This window comes from Stenotrophomonas sepilia (genome assembly GCF_003244875.1).
GTDB lineage: Bacteria > Pseudomonadota > Gammaproteobacteria > Xanthomonadales > Xanthomonadaceae > Stenotrophomonas > Stenotrophomonas sepilia.
Genome location: NZ_LXXZ01000013.1, coordinates 85672 through 104557, shown reverse-complemented (window position 1 = coordinate 104557; position 18886 = coordinate 85672). Strand labels below are relative to the sequence as shown.

At 64.1% G+C, this 18886-nt stretch carries 18 protein-coding genes; all 18 read left to right on the top strand.

The genetic code is table 11. The features are described 5' to 3' along the window. The first annotated feature begins 246 nt into the window (after nt 1-246). The gene (locus A7X97_RS01425) at nt 247-891 is read left to right on the top strand and encodes a hypothetical protein (protein ID WP_111007508.1); all 645 of its coding nucleotides are present in this window, start codon (nt 247-249) and stop codon (nt 889-891) included. Then, on the top strand, nt 888-2813 hold the full coding sequence (locus A7X97_RS01420; protein WP_111007507.1) for a phage terminase large subunit family protein: 1926 nt from the start codon (nt 888-890) through the stop codon (nt 2811-2813). Before A7X97_RS01425 ends, A7X97_RS01420 begins: the two co-directional genes overlap by 4 nt. Continuing rightward, complete coding sequence (locus A7X97_RS01415; RefSeq protein ID WP_146260224.1) at nt 2810-3127, top strand: hypothetical protein; 318 nt, start codon at nt 2810-2812, stop codon at nt 3125-3127. The genes A7X97_RS01420 and A7X97_RS01415 overlap by 4 nt, the downstream gene beginning before the upstream one ends. 79 nt (nt 3128-3206) lie before the next feature. Then, entirely contained in the window at nt 3207-3422 is a 216-nt protein-coding gene (locus A7X97_RS01410) for a phage head-tail joining protein (RefSeq protein ID WP_015994693.1), read from the top strand. Nucleotide 3423: 1 nt separating this feature from the next. Then, nucleotides 3424-3849: a phage portal protein gene (locus A7X97_RS22225; RefSeq protein WP_281268013.1), complete on the top strand. Its 426-nt coding sequence runs from the start codon at nt 3424-3426 to the stop codon at nt 3847-3849. After that, nucleotides 3765-4913 carry a phage portal protein gene (locus tag A7X97_RS01405; RefSeq protein WP_281268012.1) on the top strand — a complete coding sequence of 383 codons (1149 nt, stop codon included), beginning with the start codon at nt 3765-3767 and terminating at the stop codon, nt 4911-4913. The genes A7X97_RS22225 and A7X97_RS01405 overlap by 85 nt, the downstream gene beginning before the upstream one ends. 50 nt (nt 4914-4963) lie before the next feature. Then, nucleotides 4964-6892 (top strand): prohead protease/major capsid protein fusion protein, encoded by a 1929-nt coding sequence (locus A7X97_RS01400; RefSeq protein ID WP_245884913.1) that lies wholly within the window; start codon nt 4964-4966, stop codon nt 6890-6892. 22 nt (nt 6893-6914) lie between these two features. Beyond that, on the top strand, nt 6915-7280 hold the full coding sequence (locus tag A7X97_RS01395) for a DUF2190 family protein (protein ID WP_111007504.1): 366 nt from the start codon (nt 6915-6917) through the stop codon (nt 7278-7280). 79 nt (nt 7281-7359) lie between these two features. Further along, nucleotides 7360-7659 (top strand): hypothetical protein, encoded by a 300-nt coding sequence (locus A7X97_RS01390; protein WP_111007503.1) that lies wholly within the window; start codon nt 7360-7362, stop codon nt 7657-7659. Then, nucleotides 7649-8224, top strand: a complete 576-nt coding sequence (locus A7X97_RS01385; RefSeq protein ID WP_111007502.1) for a lysozyme — start codon at nt 7649-7651, stop codon at nt 8222-8224. The genes A7X97_RS01390 and A7X97_RS01385 overlap by 11 nt, the downstream gene beginning before the upstream one ends. Beyond that, nucleotides 8221-8712, top strand: a complete 492-nt coding sequence (locus A7X97_RS01380; RefSeq protein WP_111007501.1) for a lysis system spanin subunit — start codon at nt 8221-8223, stop codon at nt 8710-8712. Before A7X97_RS01385 ends, A7X97_RS01380 begins: the two co-directional genes overlap by 4 nt. Further along, a complete protein-coding gene (locus A7X97_RS01375) occupies nt 8709-9044 on the top strand; it encodes a head-tail joining protein (RefSeq protein ID WP_111007500.1) in 336 nt (111 codons plus the stop codon). The genes A7X97_RS01380 and A7X97_RS01375 overlap by 4 nt, the downstream gene beginning before the upstream one ends. Then, on the top strand, nt 9037-9519 hold the full coding sequence (locus A7X97_RS01370; RefSeq protein WP_111007499.1) for a hypothetical protein: 483 nt from the start codon (nt 9037-9039) through the stop codon (nt 9517-9519). The genes A7X97_RS01375 and A7X97_RS01370 overlap by 8 nt, the downstream gene beginning before the upstream one ends. A 13-nt stretch (nt 9520-9532) precedes the next feature. Beyond that, a complete protein-coding gene (locus A7X97_RS01365) occupies nt 9533-10333 on the top strand; it encodes a phage tail tube protein (protein ID WP_111007498.1) in 801 nt (266 codons plus the stop codon). 71 nt (nt 10334-10404) lie between these two features. Further along, the gene (locus A7X97_RS01360) at nt 10405-11055 is read left to right on the top strand and encodes a hypothetical protein (RefSeq protein ID WP_111007497.1); all 651 of its coding nucleotides are present in this window, start codon (nt 10405-10407) and stop codon (nt 11053-11055) included. Beyond that, nucleotides 11048-14794: a phage tail length tape measure family protein gene (locus A7X97_RS01355; RefSeq protein WP_111007496.1), complete on the top strand. Its 3747-nt coding sequence runs from the start codon at nt 11048-11050 to the stop codon at nt 14792-14794. The genes A7X97_RS01360 and A7X97_RS01355 overlap by 8 nt, the downstream gene beginning before the upstream one ends. Beyond that, complete coding sequence (locus tag A7X97_RS01350) at nt 14791-15207, top strand: hypothetical protein (RefSeq protein ID WP_111007495.1); 417 nt, start codon at nt 14791-14793, stop codon at nt 15205-15207. The genes A7X97_RS01355 and A7X97_RS01350 overlap by 4 nt, the downstream gene beginning before the upstream one ends. A 3-nt stretch (nt 15208-15210) precedes the next feature. Next, nucleotides 15211-18816, top strand: a complete 3606-nt coding sequence (locus A7X97_RS01345; RefSeq protein WP_111007494.1) for a hypothetical protein — start codon at nt 15211-15213, stop codon at nt 18814-18816. Nucleotides 18817-18886: the final 70 nt, after the last annotated feature.

The window sequence follows — 18886 nt, the reverse complement described above, 5'->3', positions numbered from 1 at the left end:
GACGTGCGGGACTCGGCCTACATGGGCGTGCGCGGGCGCGAATGGGCGTCATGCCGTCGCACCACGATGCGCCTCGCGTGCGTATATGGGTGGGCGCACATCCCGCACACGCCGCACACGGCTTGTGCCACAGCCATTCAGTGGATATCGCATCCCGCACACGCCACCGCACAGCCCGCACATGCTCGCGCGCGCGCGTTTTTTCCGCTTTAACGATCTTCGAAGGAAATGGAGTAGGGGGTAGCAATGGCTGAGGATGACGTGACGATCACTGGCAAAGAGCTGGCCTCCCTGATCGGCTGCAAGCCATCCTACGTGGTCGAGCTGAGGAAGAAGGGGAGGGTGGTGGTGGGTGCTGGCGGAAAGGGATTCCTGAAGACCGCCTCCCTGGAGCTCTACGCTCGTACCACAGATCCGGTCTATGCCGGCGTAGCCCAGCGCCACGCCGATGAGCGTGGCAGCTCGCTGGTGGGGAGTGGGGAGGGTGCCAATGCTCTCGCCCCCGACATCGATGACGATGAAGAGGATAGCGACGAGGACGATTCCAGGCCCTCACGGGCCGGCCGGCCGCAGACCCCGGATTCCGCGCGCAAGGCCAAAGCGCTGGCCGACAAGGCCGAGACCGATGCGCACATGGCCCACATCGCGCTGCAGAAGGAGCTGGGGTTGCTGCTGCCTCGTGCGGACGTAGAAGCCTTCCTAGCAGAGCACGCCACGACGTTTCGGGGGGCGATGGAGCGGTTGGCCGATACGCTAGCGCCGCAGCTCGCTGCAACGCTGGATGAGGCTGGGTGCCGCCGTCTCGTGTGGGATGAGGTGAGCCACGCTCTGGAAGAGCTCAGCCAGGGCTTTCGCACGTTGGCGGCCAAGGTGGCAGAGGGTGCGGAATGATGCAGGCACAGCACTGCCTGGCGTCGGTTCTGGCACGCTCGCTTCAGCCGCGACGGCCGATGAGCGTGTCGCAGTGGTGCGATGAGCACATGCGTCTGTCCACCAAGAGCGGTAGCAAGCCCGGGCGCTGGGTGACGGATCGCAACCCGCCCCTGCGTGAGCCGATGGACAACATGTCTGCCCGAAGCCCCGTCCACGACCAGGTCTGCATGTTTCCGATCCAGTTCGGCAAGAGCCAGCTTGCGACCAATGCCATGGCCTATTGGATGGACTACGCTCCCGGCCCGATGATGTATGCGCTACCGGGCGAGGTGTCCATGAACAAATGGATTGCCCAGAAGCTCAACCCCATGATCGAGGTCTGTGCAGCGGTCAAGAAGGCGCTGACCAGCACCGCCAGCCGCGACAGCGCCAACCAGCGCACGTTTAAGGACTTCGCCGGCGGCCAGCTGTTCGTGGAGCACATGGGCAGCCCGCAGCGCCTGAAGTCCTCGACGGTGAAGTACCTGCAGGTGGATGAGATCGATGAGGCGCCGCAGCAGCTCTCCACTGGCGACGATCCGGTGAAGATGCTGGACGGCCGTACATCGTCGTTCCCGACCACCTACAAGCGGCAGTACATCAGCACCCCTGGCATCGCCGGACTCAGCCGGATTGCGAAGCTGTACGACAAGAGCGATCAGCGTCGGTATCACGTGCCGTGTCCCCACTGCGGCCACTTCCAGGCGCTGCAGTGGAGCGGCCTGGTGTGGGCGCCCGACAAGAGTCACGCATGGTATGCGTGCTGTGAGTGCGGCGTCGCGATCGAGGAGCACTTCAAGACAGAGATGATTGCGAAGGGGCGCTGGGTCGCCGCCAATCCGGACTCGCCCATCCGCGGCTACACCATCAACTGCCTGTACTACCAGTTTGGCCTGGGTCCACGCTGGCTGGACCTGGTAAAAGAGTGGCTGGAGGCGCAGGGCGATCCAGCTTCCCTCAAGACCTTCGTGAACGACCGTCTGGCCGAGACGTGGGAAGACCCGGCAATGAGGGCGGTCAAGCACAACGTCATCAAGGATCGTGCCGAGCCCTATGCGCTTCGCTCGGCTCCGCAAGGTGTGCTGGCTATCACCGTAGGTGTAGACACACAGGACAATCGCCTTGCTGTTCACGTCGTCGGCTGGGGGCGGGGTATGACCGCCTGGACGCTGGACTATGTGGAACTGCAGGGCGATCCAGCCGAAGAAGCGGTGTGGGTAGCCCTGACCGATTTGCTCAATCGCGCAATCGAGCGCGAAGATGGCGCGCTGCTCCGGCCGCTAGCTGTCGCCATCGACGCTGGTGGCCACCGCACCGAGGCCGTCAAAAACTACGTCCGTCAGCGGCGCATCACCCGGCCAATGTGCATCTTTGGTGCTGTACCCAACAACGCTCCTGTGCTGTCCAAGGGAAAGCTGGCTGACGTCACCTGGAAGGGCAAGACCGACAAGCGCGGCATCACCATCAACCACGTGGGGACCGTTGCAGCCAAGCACTACCTCTACAGCCGTCTGTCGGCCGACGCCGAGCGCAAGCCCGAGAATCGCATGGTCCACCTCAGTGACCAGCTACCGGAGGAGTTCTTCCCGGGCTTGGTGTCGGAGGTCTACAACCCAGTCAAGAACCGCTTTGAGAAGAAGGTGACCCGAAACGAGCCATTGGACACATGGGTATATGCCTACGCGGCGACCCATCACCCAGAGGTCCGTATCAACCGCTTCACGCGTTCCGATTGGGACCTTTTGGAACAACGGCTGGCTGCGCCGCCAAGCGTGAGCGTTTCACGCGAAACGCCAGCTGCTGCGTCGGAGGCCGACGCTTCCACTGATTCCCGTGAAACATCGAGTGTGCCTCGCCGGCAGCGGCCCGCGCAGCCTCGCAGCATGGGGAGGCAGTGGTGAGCAGGAACACAGTCCGAAACAAGGTGCGAATCAGTGAGCTGACGGAGGAGCTCGCGGTCGGCGCCGCGCTGCGCCTGCGATGTGACAGCGACGACATACGCAGCGTTGTGGAGGCCGTGGTGGCCTACCTTGTCGAGGAGTACCCAGCCCAGGATCTGTACATTCCCGCCAGCATGCAAAGCAGTGCCTACCCTGTGGAAGCGATCCGGAAAGGGATGCAGGAACAGGAGTCAGTACGGTCGCTGTGTAGGAGGTTCAGGATCGACAGACGGACGCTGTACCGCTTGCTTGATGAGCCTTGCTCCAATGGGTAGGGGGTGCGGGTGAGTTCCCCGAGACTCACCCGCACCTGATCAGGAAACTGGCATCCATGATCTCGCGGATGCCTCACTGATGAGCTGGACCAAAGACGATGTGCAGAGGCTGAAGGCCGCCATCGCCAGCGGCCAGTTGTCCGTCCGGCATGGTGATCGTCAGATCACGTATCAGTCTGTCGAAGCAATGTTGACAGCATTGGACCGCATGGAAGCTGAGGTTGCCGCCACGACGGCGGGGCGACGGAAGTCGGCCACACGCCGCTATCGGTTCACGACGCTGAGGGGCTTCTGACATGGCGGCCTCGCTACTGGACAGGGTCATCGGCGCCATTTCTCCGCAGGCAGCCCTGAAGCGTCATCGCGCCAGGGCAACGCTGGATGCGGTGCGTGCCTACGAGGGCGCCTCACGCACTGACGGTTGGCGTGTTCGTAGGGCAGGGGCCAGCGCGAACGCCGATCACCTGGCCGACGCCCGCGAACTGCGCAACCGCGCTCGGGCGCTGGTGCAGAACGTTCCGTACTGCGCGCGGTCCCTCCAGGTGCTGGTGAGTGCAACGATCGGGACCGGCATTACTCCCAAGGCCGAAGGCCCAAACGCTTCGCGCTGGACATCCTGTGGGGCCGCTGGGCCGATGTGGCGGATGCGGACGGAAAGTCGGACATCTACGGCCTTATGGCTACCGCGTATCGCGCGATGGAGCAGGACGGTGAGGTCATGATTCGCCGCCGCACCAGGCGTCAGTCGGACGGTCTTGCGGTCCCGCTGCAGCTTCAGGTGCTGGAGATCGACTGGCTGGATGGGAACAAGAACGGGTCTGCGTCGGGCGGTGGTCAGATCATCAACGGCATTGAGTACGACGCGATCGGCCGGATTCGCGGCTACTGGTTGTTCGGAGCGCATCCCGGTGAGGCTGTGCGCGGCTCTGTACGCTTGAGCAGTTCGTTGGTGCCGGCATCCGACATCATCCACCTCTACAACCCCGTCCGCCCCGGGCAGGGACGCGGCATTACGCGCTTCGCCCCGGTGATCGCGCGAGTGCGCGACCTGATGCTGTACGAAGACGCCGAGCTGGCGCGGAAGAACCTGGAAGCGCGGCTTGGCGTTATCGTCAGTGGCGACATCGACTCGATGTCCAACGCGGACGATGACGGCCCTTCGCAGCTCGGCTCAGATCGCGACCAGGTCACCGACCTTGGGCCACTGCCCAGCGGTGGGGTCACCCACATCACTGGTGCCACAGCCTTCCAGACTGTCGAGCCAAAGCCGGCAGGGGGCTACGTCGAGTATTGCAAGTTTAACGCGCACATCATCACTGCTGGCATCGGTGTGCCGTACGAGTCGGCCACCGGTGATATGCGTGAGGTGAACTTCTCCAGTGCCCGCATCCGGCAGATGGAGTTCCGTCGTGATTGCGAGCAGATGCAGTGGCTGGTGCTAGTCCCGCAGATGTGTAAGCCGATCTGGCGCTGGTTTGACGAAGCAGCTGCGCTTGGCGGTGGGGTCCGTTCCACGGGAAGCACTGCCGACTGGAGCACGCCGCGCTGGGACTACGTCAACCCCAAGCAGGACATCGAATCGGAAATCGCAGCGATGGGCGCCGGTCTCAACTCACCCAGTGAAGCGCTGCGTCGGCGTGGCTACGACCCAGATGCGGTGTACGTCGAGATGGGCAAGGACTTCAAGCGGATGAAAGAGACCGGCGCCCTCGGTCTGATGACTTTCCTTCAATCCAGTGGCGCCCGGACCGGCCTGGTCGACGCCTCAACAACCAACGAGGAATGACCATGCCCCAGCCAATCCAGGCTCCGACGCAGGACGGTACGACGCGCCTCATGCCCCCGCAGTTGCGTGAGGCCAAGCTGCAGCCGACCAGCTTCGATAGCGAGGCACGCACGATCGAACTCCAGTGGACCGCCGGTACCCGTGTGCGCCGCTACGACTGGTGGAATGACACGTACTACTGGGAGGAGCTGGTCGTTGATGAGGCTGCCTGCAACATGGAGCGTCTGTCGTCTGGCGCTGCACCGGTCCTGGACAGCCATAACACCTGGGGCATCGGCTCACAGATGGGTGTGGTTGATCGCGCCTGGCTCTCCAATGGTGAAGGCCACGCCCTTATCCGTCTCTCCGGTCGCGAGGAGCTGGCCGGCGTAATCGCCGATATCGGTGCCGGAATCATTCGCAATATCTCGGTTGGTTACACCGTGCAGCGCTATGAGATCGAGCGCGCCGTCAACCCCGGCGATCTGCCGATCTACCGCGCGGTGGAGTGGACGCCGAGCGAGATCAGCTTCGTCACTGTGCCGGCCGACCCGGCAGCAGGTACCCGCAGCAATCAACCCGCACAGGGGACCCCCTGTGTATTCACCCGTAGCGCATCGTCGCAGGAGCACACCATGCCTCAGCCCGCCGCCCGCGCCGCCGAATCGGCGGTCCAGCAGGAACCCATCAACAACACCCCGGCTCCGGCAGCGCCGGCCGCAGCTCAGGCTCCGGAAGGTGACACGCGCGCAGCCGACATCGTGGAGCTGGCAGCTCGCCACGGCCAGACCGAGCATGCAGCTGGCTGGATTCGCGCTGGTCACTCGGTTGACCACGTGCGCGGCCTGATCTTGACCACGCTGGAGCAGCGCGACGCGGCTGCTGGCGGCAACATCAACCGCATCAGCGTCACTGAGGACGAGCAGGATCTGCAGCGCTCCGCTGTGACGCATGCGCTGCTGCACCGAGCCCAGGTGATCGATCCCGCAACCAAGCGGATCTTCGCGCTCACCGGTGACAATCCAGTGCGCGGCCTGACCCTGATGGATCTGGCCCGTCGTAGCCTGGAGCGCTGCGGCGTACGCACCGATGGCATGGCGAAGCTGGAGCTGGTCGGCCGCGCGTTCACGCAGAGCGGCAGTGACTTCCCGGTGCTGCTCGAAAGCACGATGCACAAGGCGCTGCAGGCGGCCTACGCCGTTGCGCCGGACACCTGGTCCCGCTGGTGCGTCACCGGCACCGTCAGTGATTTCCGCGAGCATTCGCGCTACCGCGTGGGCAGCATTGGCAACCTGGACAAGCTGACCGAGGCTGGCGAGTTCAAGAACAAGAAGATCCCGGACGGCGAGAAGGCAACCATCACCGCTGGCACCAAGGGCAACACCATCAACCTGACGCGTCAGGCGATCATCAACGACGACCTGGGTGCGTTCCTCGGCTTGGCGACCGCCTTCGGTCGTGCCGCAAAGCGGACCATTGAGGCCGACGCGTATGCGTTCCTCGCCAGCAATCCGAAGCTGGATTCCAACAAGACGCTGTTCCACGCCGACCACGGCAACATCCTGGCGGCAGCAGTGCCGAGCGTCACCTCGGTCGACGCGATGCGCGTCCAGCTGGCCCAGCAGAAGGACGTGGGCGGGAATGATGTGCTGGATCTGTCGCCGGCACTCTGGCTCGGTCCGACCAAATACGGCAGTGCCGCGCGTGTCACCAACAAGGCCGAGTACGACCCGGACGCTGAAGGGAAGCTGCAGCGCCCGAACGCTGTGCAGGGTCTCTTCCGCGACATCGTCGACACCGCGCGCATCAAGGACGACAAGTGGTACCTGTTCGCCGATCCGAACGACTGTCCGGCCATCGAGGTCGCATTCCTTGATGGGATCACCGAACCCTTCCTGGACTACGAGGAAGGCTTCACCGTCGACGGTGTGCGCTGGAAGGCCCGCCTCGATTTCGGCATTGCCGCCCTCGACTATCGCGGCGTGCAGCGCTGCGGCTGATCCCCAACTGGAGCACTGAGACATGGCACAGAACTTCGTATCCGATGGGGACGTGATCCCCTGGACCAACACCACCGAACAGCAGGTTGCATCGGGTCAGGCGGTTGTCGTCGGTCATCAGCTGGGGGTTGCCCTGGTCAACATCGCCGTCGGCGCGACGGGCAGCGTAGCCCTGGGCGGCGTGTTCACGCTGCCGAAGGTGCCGACTGCGGTCTTCGAGCAGGGTGAAAAGCTGGTGTGGAGTGCAAGCGCCAAGGCAGTCGACGGTAGTTCCGCGACCGCCGTGGCCGGCGACATCACCGGCGCGGCGTTTGCCTGGGCTGCAGGCTCGGCCGGCCAGGCGACGGCCGAGGTGCGGCTCTCGCCGGGCAACGCCACCAAGGCGTAACCGAATAGGTCGGCACCGCTCACAGATGCCCGGGTGGCGTGAGCGGTGCCAGCCTTCCTTGACCCGCTTTGGGGGAACGATGAAAGACCCGATCAGCCAGGACCTGTTGGCAGCGATGCTTAAGACAGCACCGACCGCAACCGTGGCCGTGGCTACGTTCGATCCAGCTAAGCACCTCAGCTTGGCTGTGATGGTGGTGACGCTGCTGGTGGGCCTCTCGCAGTTCTTCACCACCGTGGTGAAGAACTGGGGCGAATGGATGGGCTGGCTGTCCGCACGCTGGGTCGACGGAGTGCGTTTGCGGCGCTGGGGGGCCCACAGAATCGGCCGTGCTGGCGTTGGCGTTGCGCGCGCATGGAGGTGGCTGCGTGGCCGCTAACCCGAACAGCACAGCCGGCAAGCCCGACGGCAAGTCTCCGGGCGGCCCCCTGGCGCTCGGTTCTGCAGTGCTGCTGGCTCTGTTGGCGCTGTTCGAGAGCGGTGGGAGCACAGTGACCATTGTGTACGCCGACAAACTCGCTGGCGGGTTGCCGACGGTGTGTGATGGCCTGACACGCCATGTCACGGACACCCCGATCATCGTGGGCGAGAAGTGGTCCAAGGAGAAGTGCCGGGTCGAGACCGAGCGTGCGGTGGCGAAGGTCCAGCGGCAGCTCATAAAGTGCTTCCGGATTGAGCCACCGCAGCGCGTCTTTGATGCGGCGTCCTCGCATGCTTGGAACCTGGGCGCCACCGCCACCTGCGGTAGCAGTTCCATGACCGCATGGAACGCCGGCCGCTGGGACCTTGGGTGCCGGCGCTTGCAGCTATCTGACGACGGACGCCCAGTTTGGAGTTACGTGAAGGCGGGCGTCGCAGCCGATGGCAAGCCGGTCTACCGTTTCGTTCAGGGGCTGGCCAACCGCCGCGCCAAGGAACGAGCCCTGTGTGAGGGAAGGGCATGATCCGCACCCTCGTCGTCGCCATTCTTCTGCTGCTGGGCGTCATCGTCTGGCAGCGCGGCTCGGTGTCCATCGCGCACCGTGCGGCCGACCTGGCCGCGTCCAGCCGTGACGCCATGGAAATCGAGCGTGATGCCGCTCGCGCTGAGGCCGATGCCGCAGCCAAAACCCTGAAGGCAGAGCGTGGCAGCGCCGCCGCCGCGAACAACCTGGCATCCAAGTACGAAAAGGAAAAGAACGATGCACAGAAGGCATCTGATCGCCTCATCGCTGATCTTCGCGCTGGCAACCAGCGCCTGCACCAGCGTTGGCAAGCGTCGGTCGCCACCGCAGAGCTGTCCGCGGCCGCCGCTGCCGGCAGCCAGCCTGATGGTCGAGCCGACGACCGAATTGAAAGTGCGGGCCGAGCTATTGGCGCCGCCGCCCAGTGCGACGCCCAGGTGAGGGCACTGCAGGCTTACGCGATGCTGTGTTCGGGAGGTGCGCGGTGAGCGAGGTCGACTTCCTTCGCGATCTGGATGGCACCTTGCACGCCGCCTTTGCGCTGGCAGGCATGGCGTCGCAAGGTCGGTACACGGCCAAGGATGGTCCGACCACCGAGGGTGTGCGTGCCTATGTGGAGCGCGACGTTGAGACCATCGGTGAACTGCGTCAGTTCAGGTCAGGCCGTGTGGAGATCGCGTACCTGCGTTCGGACGTAGCGCCTGACCAAGGCGATCGCTTCGAGGTGGTTTCGAGCGCGTTCGGTACGGAGGTCTTCGTCAATAGCAAGAAGATCAGCGATGACGGCTCGCAGAGCCGCTGGTTGGTGACCCGTGTCTGACCTGGCAGAGCCGCTGTCGTGGCAGCTGGTGGAGTTCCTGGCTGCTCGTGTCCGCCTGATCTTGCGCAGCAGTGGCTTCCGCACTGACATTGGTGCGGGCGCCGTGATCATCGATGAAACCGAGATCAGCGAGGACTGCACCGAGCCGGCAACGATCATCTCTGTCCGCCAGCTTTCGCGCAGTGGCGGCGGCGTGGCCCAGTCCAGCTCCGATGCGGCCATCACCATCGAGTTCGAAGTTCCGCGTGGCAGCGATGAAGCGAATCCCAGGCTGCTCGTTCATCGCGCGCGCCACGACCTGATTCGCGCCCTGACGTTCAAAGAGAAGTCGCTGCCGCTGGGGGTGACCAGCTTCGAACTGCTGGAAACCCAGCTGGCGACCCTGGAGGACGATGCCGGGCATACCGCCGTAGTCGCTCAGATCACCGCGCGGGCTGGTCTGACCGAGACCTTTGAGCCCGTGTCCAACCCGTAAAGGAACCAGAACCATGGCACAGCCCAAAGTCCGTAAATTCGCAGGTGACCTGCGCTTCTGGGAGCACGGCTCCGAGGGCGTTCGCGTCCCCGTCATTCCCGAGCCCGCCGATAAGTTCGGTAACCAGCCCCTGGAGCAGTCCTCGCTGACCTTCAGCTACGAAGCCGGCGATTCGGTGGAGATCAAGAGCAAGCGCCGCGATGCTCGCTATCAGCAGATCATCCACAAGGATTCGAATCCGGGCGTCACCAACGTCTCGATTACCGCGCTGGAAGTGCCGACGGCCTTCCTGGCTCGCATGCTGTACGGCACCCTAGTCAACACCACTGTGGCAGCCGGCTCGGCCACCGCTGTGTCGGTCACTGTTGGCAGCGTGGATACCCCCGTGAAGCTGCCGCACAACTTCATCGAAGCAACGCCGGCGCCGGCGTTCAAGAAGGGCGCAGTGGACCTGGTGAAGGGCACCGACTATGACCTCGAACCCCGTCATGGTCTGTTGATCCCCAAGAAGGGTGGCGCGCTGCAGGCCGGTGATGTTGTGACGGCCGACTACAACTTCGATGCCTACCTGGAAACCGCAATCAGCGGCGGCACCACCCCGAGCAAGTCGTTCCAGATCCTGGGCGACATGCAGGACCGCATCAGTGGCGACGAAGGCCTGCTGACCATTCCCAACGTCGACCTGACCGTCGATGGTGACGTCGACTGGTTCAGTGACGAGCCGATCCAGGTGACCCTGACCGGCCCGGTCATCTTCCAGGCCGGCGAGACCGATCTCTACACCTTCAAGATCGCAGCGCAGTCGGCGGGCTGAGCGTGCTGGTGACCGCAGCGAGGGGAGGGCGCCGGGAGGGCGCCCTCCCGGTTTGAAACAGGAAAGGCACCGTGGCGTCCAATCGCAGTAACAACCTGCTCAAGTACTACGCCAGCGGCCGGCGGGCAAAAGGCTTGCATGGCCTGACCGACCTGGCTGGCGAGGTGCTGAATCGGTACGACCTGTCGGTGCAGCGGGCGTTCATTGGTCTGCAGCGCCGGGCTGGGCCGGCTACTGCGCAGGAGGTCCGTGCCTCTTACAACATCCGCGCCTCTGCGCTGCGCGGGAAGTATCGCGTGGAAACGGGCGAGCGCGGCTACAGCACCGGTAAGCGTGGCAGAGACGACTTCCTTTCGATCTGGGCCAGCACGCGGCAGATCTCGCTGATCGAGTTCGGCGGTCGCTGGGCTGGCCGCAAATCCCGAGGTGCCACGGCGGGCATTGGCGTGGGCGAATCGAAGACGTACGACGGTGCCTTCATCGCCACGATCAAGGGCCGAAAGGCGATCCGTGTGCGCACCTGGGATAGGGCGCAGCAAAAGCGCCACGGCCGTGGCCCCGTTCGCATCCTCCGAGGGCCAAGCCCGTTCGAGATGCTCTCGGGTGCTGATGGCAACAGCCGCGCCTTGGAGGCCCGTCGCCGGCTGATCGAGCGCTTTCACACCACCTACCTGACTGAACTGCGCCGCCAGTGGCGCGTCAACGGAAGCTCCAATGGCTGATCGGCTGGAAGAAGCAATTCGGGTCGTCATCGAAACGCAGGGCCGCGAGGGCGTGGATGAACTGCGCGCGGCGTTTGGCGATCTGGGGGATGTCTCGGTCGAGACCGCTGGCAAGGCGACGAAGCTGCTCGACTCTCTCACTGGGCTGAACGAGGCAGCGGCCAAAGCGGATGCCTTCGACGGCATGCTGGCCGATCTCGCAGAGCTGGAAAGGCAGTTTGATGACAATCAGAAGGCCGCGCTGGCGCTCAGCCTCGGCATCGGGGAGATGGAGAAGCCGTCCCGCGAGGTGCTGGCAGCCCAGCGCGATCTACGTAAGGAGGGCGAGCGCCTGAAAAAGGCGCTCAACGAGCAATGGGACGCCGTAGGCAAAGCCGACGACGAGCTTTCTTCGCTCGGCATCAACACCGCGAACCTGGCCGATCATCAGCAGCGCCTGCGTATCGAGGCGACCCGCAGCGCGGCAGCGCTCACTGAGCAGGCCCGGGCTGCCGCAGCAGAGGCTGAAGCGGGGCGTCGGCGCAAGCAGCAGATCGATGAGGCAGAGGCTGCCTTCCGCAGGCAGGCCACTACCAGCAAAGCAGCGGCAAAGTCCTTGGCCGAGTACCAGGAGCGCGCCGCTGATGCCGCCGCCGGCAGCGGCGACCTGGCGGACGCCACGGAGAGCACTGTCAGCTGGTTCGGCAGACTCAAGGCAGTCGCCGCTGGTGCGATCGCGTTCGTCGGCCTGAACCGAGTGGTTGACGGCATCAAGGCCATCGTGAAGGAGGGCAGCGACGCTGAGCAGGAACTGGCTCAGCTGGAAGCGGCCTTGCACGCCACGGGTCGCACCAGCGAGTTCACAGCGCAGAGCTTGGCCGCCATGCGCCAGCAGCTGCAGAGTGGGCTGTTCGATGATGGGCAGATCAGCGCCGCCCAGGTCCGCCTGCTGTCGTACACCAACATCGTGGGCGAGCAGTTCCCGGCGGCGATGCAGATCACCATCGACCAGGCCCAGCGGCTGGGCATGTCGCTGGAGCAGTCTGCCGAGGTCGTTGGCAAGGCGCTGCAGACGCCGTCGAAGGCAATGGAGAGCCTGAGCAAGCAGGGCTTCACGCTGGATGACAGCCAGAAGTCGCTGATCAAGAGCTTGGAAGCTACCGGGCAGGTGGCAAAGGCGCAGGCCATCATCCTCGACCTGCTGGCCGAATCCTATGGCGGCGCTGCCGCCGCCGCGAAGGTGGGCACCATCGCCGGCCTGTGGAAGACGGCCACCGATCGCTTCAAGGACTGGAAACAGGAAGTCGCCGACCAAGGCGTGCTGACCTACTTCAAGGAACAGCTCACCACCCTGTTGACCACGCTGGATCGACTGGCGGCCGATGGCAGCCTGTCCCGCTGGGCCAAGCGGACCGCCCAGGCCATCATCACCACGGCAGAGGCGGTGAAGGGCGCGACGCAGTGGGTTGTGGACCATGCTCGTGTGATTGGCCTGATGGCTGCTGCGTATGCGCAGTTCAAGATCGTGGGGGCATTGCTCCAGCTGAACGCATGGCGCGCGGCGTTGATCGCGACCACGAACGCGCAGATTGCCAACAATGCAGCGGTCGCAAGCGGCAGTCGGGGTATCGGTCGGTTCGGCGCGTTGCTGCGGGGCATGCCGAAGGTAGTACCCATCACGGTGGCCGTGCTGGGATTGGAAGCGGCGATAGGTGGTCTGGATGTCCTCAAGACCGTGGCGCAGGATATCTGGAAGCAGCACGACCCGGCGCTGAAGCGCGCTGGTGAAGCGCAGCGGGTCTATATCAGCCAGGTGCGCGACTCCGCGCTGCAACTTCGTCAGCAGGCGGTGTCCTTCGTTGCATACCGTGACGTGGTCATCAAGTCGGCCGAGGAAGTTGCCAAGCTCGGTGAGGCCGAGCGGCAGGCCTACGAGAAGCGGCTGTCGGGCCTGGAGCAGTACCTCACTGCGCAGGAAGGATTCCTGCTGATGCAGCAGAAGGCCGGCGTCGCAACGGCAGAGCAACTGCAGCAGCTCGGTCAGGTCACGCAGCGGCTGCTGGATGTCTCCACGGGCTTCGCCTCCCTGCGGACTGGTGTGAAGACCGCTGCTGATGCGCTCGCAAATGGAATTGGCGGTGCGGCCCAGCAGGTTGTGGCGCAGCTCAACGGAATTGATGGCAACGCAAAGCTGGCAGCGGAGTCGATCCGCAAGATGTTCTCAGGACTCAACTTCGCCGATACAGCCAGCCTCGGCTCGGTAGGCGAAGCGCTGGGCTTCATTGCCACTCAAGGTGCCGCGGCCGAGCGAAACGTGCGTGATGGCCTCCTCGCGACGCTGCAGCAGCTGTCGGGTGAAGAGCTCGCCCGGTTCCAAGGTGCGACGCAAGCGGCATTCAACTCGCTGCCGCAGGCGGCAGTGAACGTAGCGGCGGTGCTGCAAACCACCCTGCTTGCCGCGATGACCAAGCTGGGCGTGGCCTCGGGCCAGCTTGGGGTCAGCTTCACCCAAGCTGGCCGTGATGCGATCGCCGCTTTCGGGGCAATCACAGAGAACGCAGTGGCGACCAGCGCCCAGATCGAGACTGCCTTCAAGGCAGCGCTGGGCAACGTCGCCACGCTGGACGAGGCGCGCACTCTCGGCAATCTACTGCAAGCGGCTGGCGAGCAGGGGCGGGTCGGCTTCGATTCGGCGGCCCGTGCCGCCGCCGCACTGCGTGCCCGGCTTCGAGAGATCGAGGCGGGGCTGAACCCACTCACCGATGAATTCCAACGTCTTGGCATCCAGTCGCAGCAGTCGTTGAACGCCGCGCGTGACTCGGCTTGGGAGGCGTTCGAGACCATCCGCAAGGGCGCTGCCAGTGGCAAAGCGTCTGTCGAGGACGTGCGCCGTGCGTTCAGAGCGTATGCCGATACCGCCAAGGCTGCTGTGGCCGACAGTGATGCATGGCGCCGGAACCAGGTGCAGTCGCAACTGGATGTGCAGGGCGCCATCTACGAGACGGGTGACGCATTGGGCGAACTCGGCACGAAGGGCGAGTCGGCTATGGGGCGCGTGGAGCAGGGCGCGCAGAAGGTCACGGGTGCCCTGAAAGAGGTCAAGCAAGCGTCTGATGAGGCGGGTAGTGGCGTGGAGCGAGTGGCTGCCGGCGCCGCTGCGGCCGGCGACAACCTCGGTAACGCATCCTCAGCCGCCCGCGGATTCTCCCTCAACATGGGAGAAATCTCCGACAAGACCCGAGAACTGCTGGATCAAATGAGCGGGCCGAACAGCCTGCAGCAGTTCGCGAACATCTGGAATTCTCTCTACCGACAGCGTCAGGACCTAGCGAAGTACACGGAGGAACAGAAGAAGCTGCTGGACGGCATGGACGAGATCTCCGGAAAGCGGCAGGAGCTTGCCGAGCGCTTCGACCTGGTTGGCGCTGGTGAGCTTGACGCCATCGTTCAGCTCGAAAACCAAATCGAGGCCAAACGATTGGAGAAGGAGCGTGCGGCAAAACAGGCAGCCGAAGAGCGCCGCAAGGCAGCCTTGGCCGAGGCTGAGGCGCAAGCCAGGGCCGACGCTTCACGGATCCAGGCTGGCGATACGAAAGAGCAGGTTCTCACGATTGACTGGAAGGCTCCCAGCAAAGAAGTGGTGGCTGGTGCAACTGCTGCAGAAATCCAACAGGCCGAGCGCATCGCAGGGCTGGTCGCCCCCATCGTGCTGCGGAAGATTGAGCGAAGCCGCGCGGTATCGATCCGGGGGCCGCGATGAGCCGGGTCGTCCTCGCCGGGGTCGAGCTTCCGGCAGATCTGCAATGGACGGACGAATTCACTGCTTGGCGTGTCGGGCAGCAGGTTCGCCACAGCTTGAGCGGGGCGCAGATCGTCCAGGAGTCTGCGCGACAGGCAGGCCGCCCGATCACACTACAGACCACCCGCGATGGACAGGCATACGTCGCCCCCATCCAGCTAGACGTGCTGCGCCAGCTGCAGTCCCTGACCGAGCAGCTCGAGGTAGCGCCGATGCACCTGATCCTGCCGGCCCACAACGGCGGCGAGCGCACGTTCCAGGTGCGGTGGATGCGCACGGATGGGTCTGCGCTGGATGCCCAGCCGCTGCGCTTCGCCACTCCTGCCATTGATGCCGACTACTTCTCCATCACCCTTCGCCTTATGACGGTCTGACCAATGACGATTCTTGCAACCGATATCAAGATGCGCCAATCGCAGCGCCTCACCGACAACCCTGATGGCGGTGGACGCATGGTCCAGGCCGAGATTGTCGATGGAGCGATGAACAACCTCTTCCCCGACATCGGTGATGAAGAGCGGACCACCGGCCGCTCCACGCTCCGCAAGATGTTCGTGCACGTGGACACCCCGGGACCTGATGTTCTGAAAGATGCGATCGCGGTGCTAATCGACCCACCGTCCGATCCGCGAGTGACGGTGACCATGTTCGCCACCGGTTCCTACAGCGACGTGCGCCTGGACGCCAAGAATCGCGTGGAGAGCTACATCACACGTGGTACCGAATCGCGGTTCATCCTGCTGGGTGACCACTTCAGCGGCCAGATGACCATTCAGGTCTACACCACCAAGGACGCACCGAGCCCGGACATCAACGACAATCTGAGCCTGCTGACGCTGGCGGCATCGGGCCGCGACCCGGGGGAGCAGTACGTCAGGGTGAAGACCGTGCTTTCCCGTACGACCCGGACGTTTACCGATGACCAGGGCGCGTTCGAGCGCGATGTGCTGGTGATCGAGCTGGTCAACGCGTTGCTGCTCAACTTCTACGGCCAGGAGGTAATCCGGTACACCGCAACGAAGCCCGGCACCCGCATCTACGAGACCAATGTAGTCGATGCCACCAGCTACCACAGCGTGAAGCGGCTTACGGCGGCGGGGAAGCCCGGCGACCTGTCTGTGCAGATCGATTCGCCTTACGTCCCGATTGTTCCTACCTCGACCGCAGAGACCGCCGTGAGCGATGTTCTCGCTGGCATGGGAACGCTGAGTCACGTTCCTTCGGGGCCGGCCAATAGCCTGGCGCTGAGCTTCAGTAGCACTTTCGCGGCGGGAGTTGCGGTCACTCGCTTCCTCGGGACGGGCATGGCCGTCGGCAGCGTGAAGGTGCTGGTGGGCAGTATCGAGCTGACGGATGACGGCACCGGCGGCCTGGCCTCTGCGGCGCTGACACCCTGGTCGGGCACCGTCGACTATCAGGCTGGCGCCGTATCAATTGTTCACGCCACCGGCGTTGGGAGCACCAGCGTTAGTATCACCGCAACTCCTGCCGGCACCATCCCAATGCAGGGCTTCACCGATGAGATTGCGGTCACCCAGAACAACCAGGGTATGGTCTGGTTGGCCCAGTTGGAGCCGCTGCCGGCGCCGGGCACTGTCGTGGTGGATTACCGTGCGCTCGGACGGTGGTATCGCCTGACCGACAATGGCCGCGGCCAGCTCGTCGGCAAGCCTGGGCAGGGCAGTGGAACCATCAATTACATGTCCGGGTCGTTGGTGCTGACGGCCGGCGCTTTGCCCGACCTGGACAGCAGCATCATCACTGCCTGGGGCACGCCGATCATTGCCGAGGCCCGTGCCGGTGACACCAACATCAAGCCGCCTGCACTGCGGTTCCTGCTGGAGCACGCAGGTGCGATCCCGGGCACTGTACGCCTCACGGTCCGGGTAGGGGGCGCCAGTGTAAGCTTGGTCGACAACGGCGTCGGTGGCCTGCTCGTCGGGTCGGAGCTTCGCGGTTCGATCACCTACGCAACTGGCGAGTGCCTCCTGCAGCTGGAGACGCTGCCAGACGCCAACAGCGTGGTGGCGGTGAGTTACGACTGGGGTGAGCCGCTTCATGCCGCGCCGCAGCCGGTTCCTGATGGAAACGGCTTGGTTTCGTTCAGCCTGCCGCAGGGTCCTGTCAAGCCAGGCTCGGTAATGCTTGACTGGGTTGTTACCGTGATGCGGGATGCCTATGACCTGGCTTCCGCGCCGCAGCCAATGCGCGTCATCGCGAAGGATGACGGTAACGGCAACCTGGTGGCTGTCTCGGTAGGCGACACGGCTGCTACCACCGCGCTAGGGGCCATCAATTACAGCACCGGCGCGGTTACGCTCCAGGCCGGCAAGTTCATGATTCGCCAGGTGTCCTACCCGCAGTACGAACTTCGCTCGGGGCGTTTGAAGGTGGTGGGTTATGGCCGCGTGGACGTGCTTGCACAGTTCTCTGCTGGCACGTTGATCTCGGTCGGATGGACGCTGGCGGGCGCCGGCTCGGAAGCGGCTGAAGAATCTCTGCAGCTTCCGCCGGTTTCCCTGCAGCTGACGCCGACCATCAGCGACAGCATCGTGCCTGGCAGCGTGAGGTTCAGCTTCCGTGGCCGCACCTACGTGGACCGCAGCGGCGGTTTGTACCACAGCGTCGACCCCATGACCGGGGCGGGTGTTTATGCCGGGACGGTCGACTACACAGCTGGAGTGGTGAGCCTGACCGAGTGGTTGGCCGGCGGAACCAACAACGTGCAGATCCAGTCGTTGCTGACGCGGATTGGTGACCCCGGCGTCGCCAACAGCTTTTTCCGCGCACCGGGCTCGCCACTGCGGCCGGGCATGTTCACGCTGCGAGCCAACCGCCTGGATGGTGAGATGCTCACGGCAACGGCCGACATCAATGGGGCCATCTCCGGCGCGCAGATCCGTGGGTCTGTGGATTGGGAGAGTGGCGTAGCGAAAGTGCAGTTCGGCGAGCTGGTACCGGTAGCCGGGAATGAGGGGCAGCCCTGGTTTGATCCGGATCTTGTCGAGGGTGACCGGATCTGGCGACCGACGCTGGTACAAGCGGGGTCCATCCACATGGGGGCGGTGGTGTATCGCTCGATCCCGCTCTCCGAGGTCGTGATCGGCCTATCCTCCGTGCGCCTGCCGAGCGATGGGCGCGCACCGGCTTTTAAGCCAGGACAGACGGTGCTCGTTCATCACACCGCAAAGCATGTGGTGGCCTCGCCGCAGGCGAATCAGACAGTTTCCTTTGGCCGGGGGCGGGTGGCTGCAATTGAGGTGCGCGACGCGCTTGGTGCACCGGTGGATGCGGCATGGTTTGAGGCTGATCTGGATGTGGGAACGCTCAAGTTCAGTGATCCGCTGAACCTCTCCGCCTACACCCTGCCGATCACCATCAGCGAGCGTGTTGAGGATCGGCGGCTGGTGGTGCAACCGCAGATCACTGGTGAGATCGAGATCAACACTGGCCTGAGCCACGACTTCCCGGCAGGCGAGGCGATGATCAGCACCGCGCTGCGATTGGGCGAAGCCAATGGCTCGCTGGATCTACAGGCGAGGGTAGTGAACCTCTTTGATCAGGCGGCCTGGTCCAATGTCTGGGCAGATATCCCCTCTGGGAGCGTCGCGCCTGGCACTTACAACGACACCGACTACCCGCTGGTGGTGACCAACGCCGATGCAATTACCGAGCGCTGGGCTGTAAGGTTCACTTCCGCGACACAGTTTGAACTGATTGGTGAGACGGTTGGCGTTATCGGCACGGGGAACACGACTTCAGATCTTGCGCCGCTGAACCCGCGCACGGGGCAGCCGTACTTCCGGATGCGGAAGGACGGGTGGGGCGGCGGCTGGTCCACTAACAATGTGGTGCGCTTCAACACGGTCGGCGGCCTCGCACCCGTGTGGATGATCCGCACGACCCTTCAAGGAACGCCAGAAGGGGCCAGAGATTCCACCCGATTCCTTGTCATTGGCAACGTGGCGGGGGTGGCCCAATGACTTCTGTCGCCAATGTTTATCGTCACAGCGATCCAGGCGCCCCTCAGCTTACCGGTCAGTCTGGGAGTCT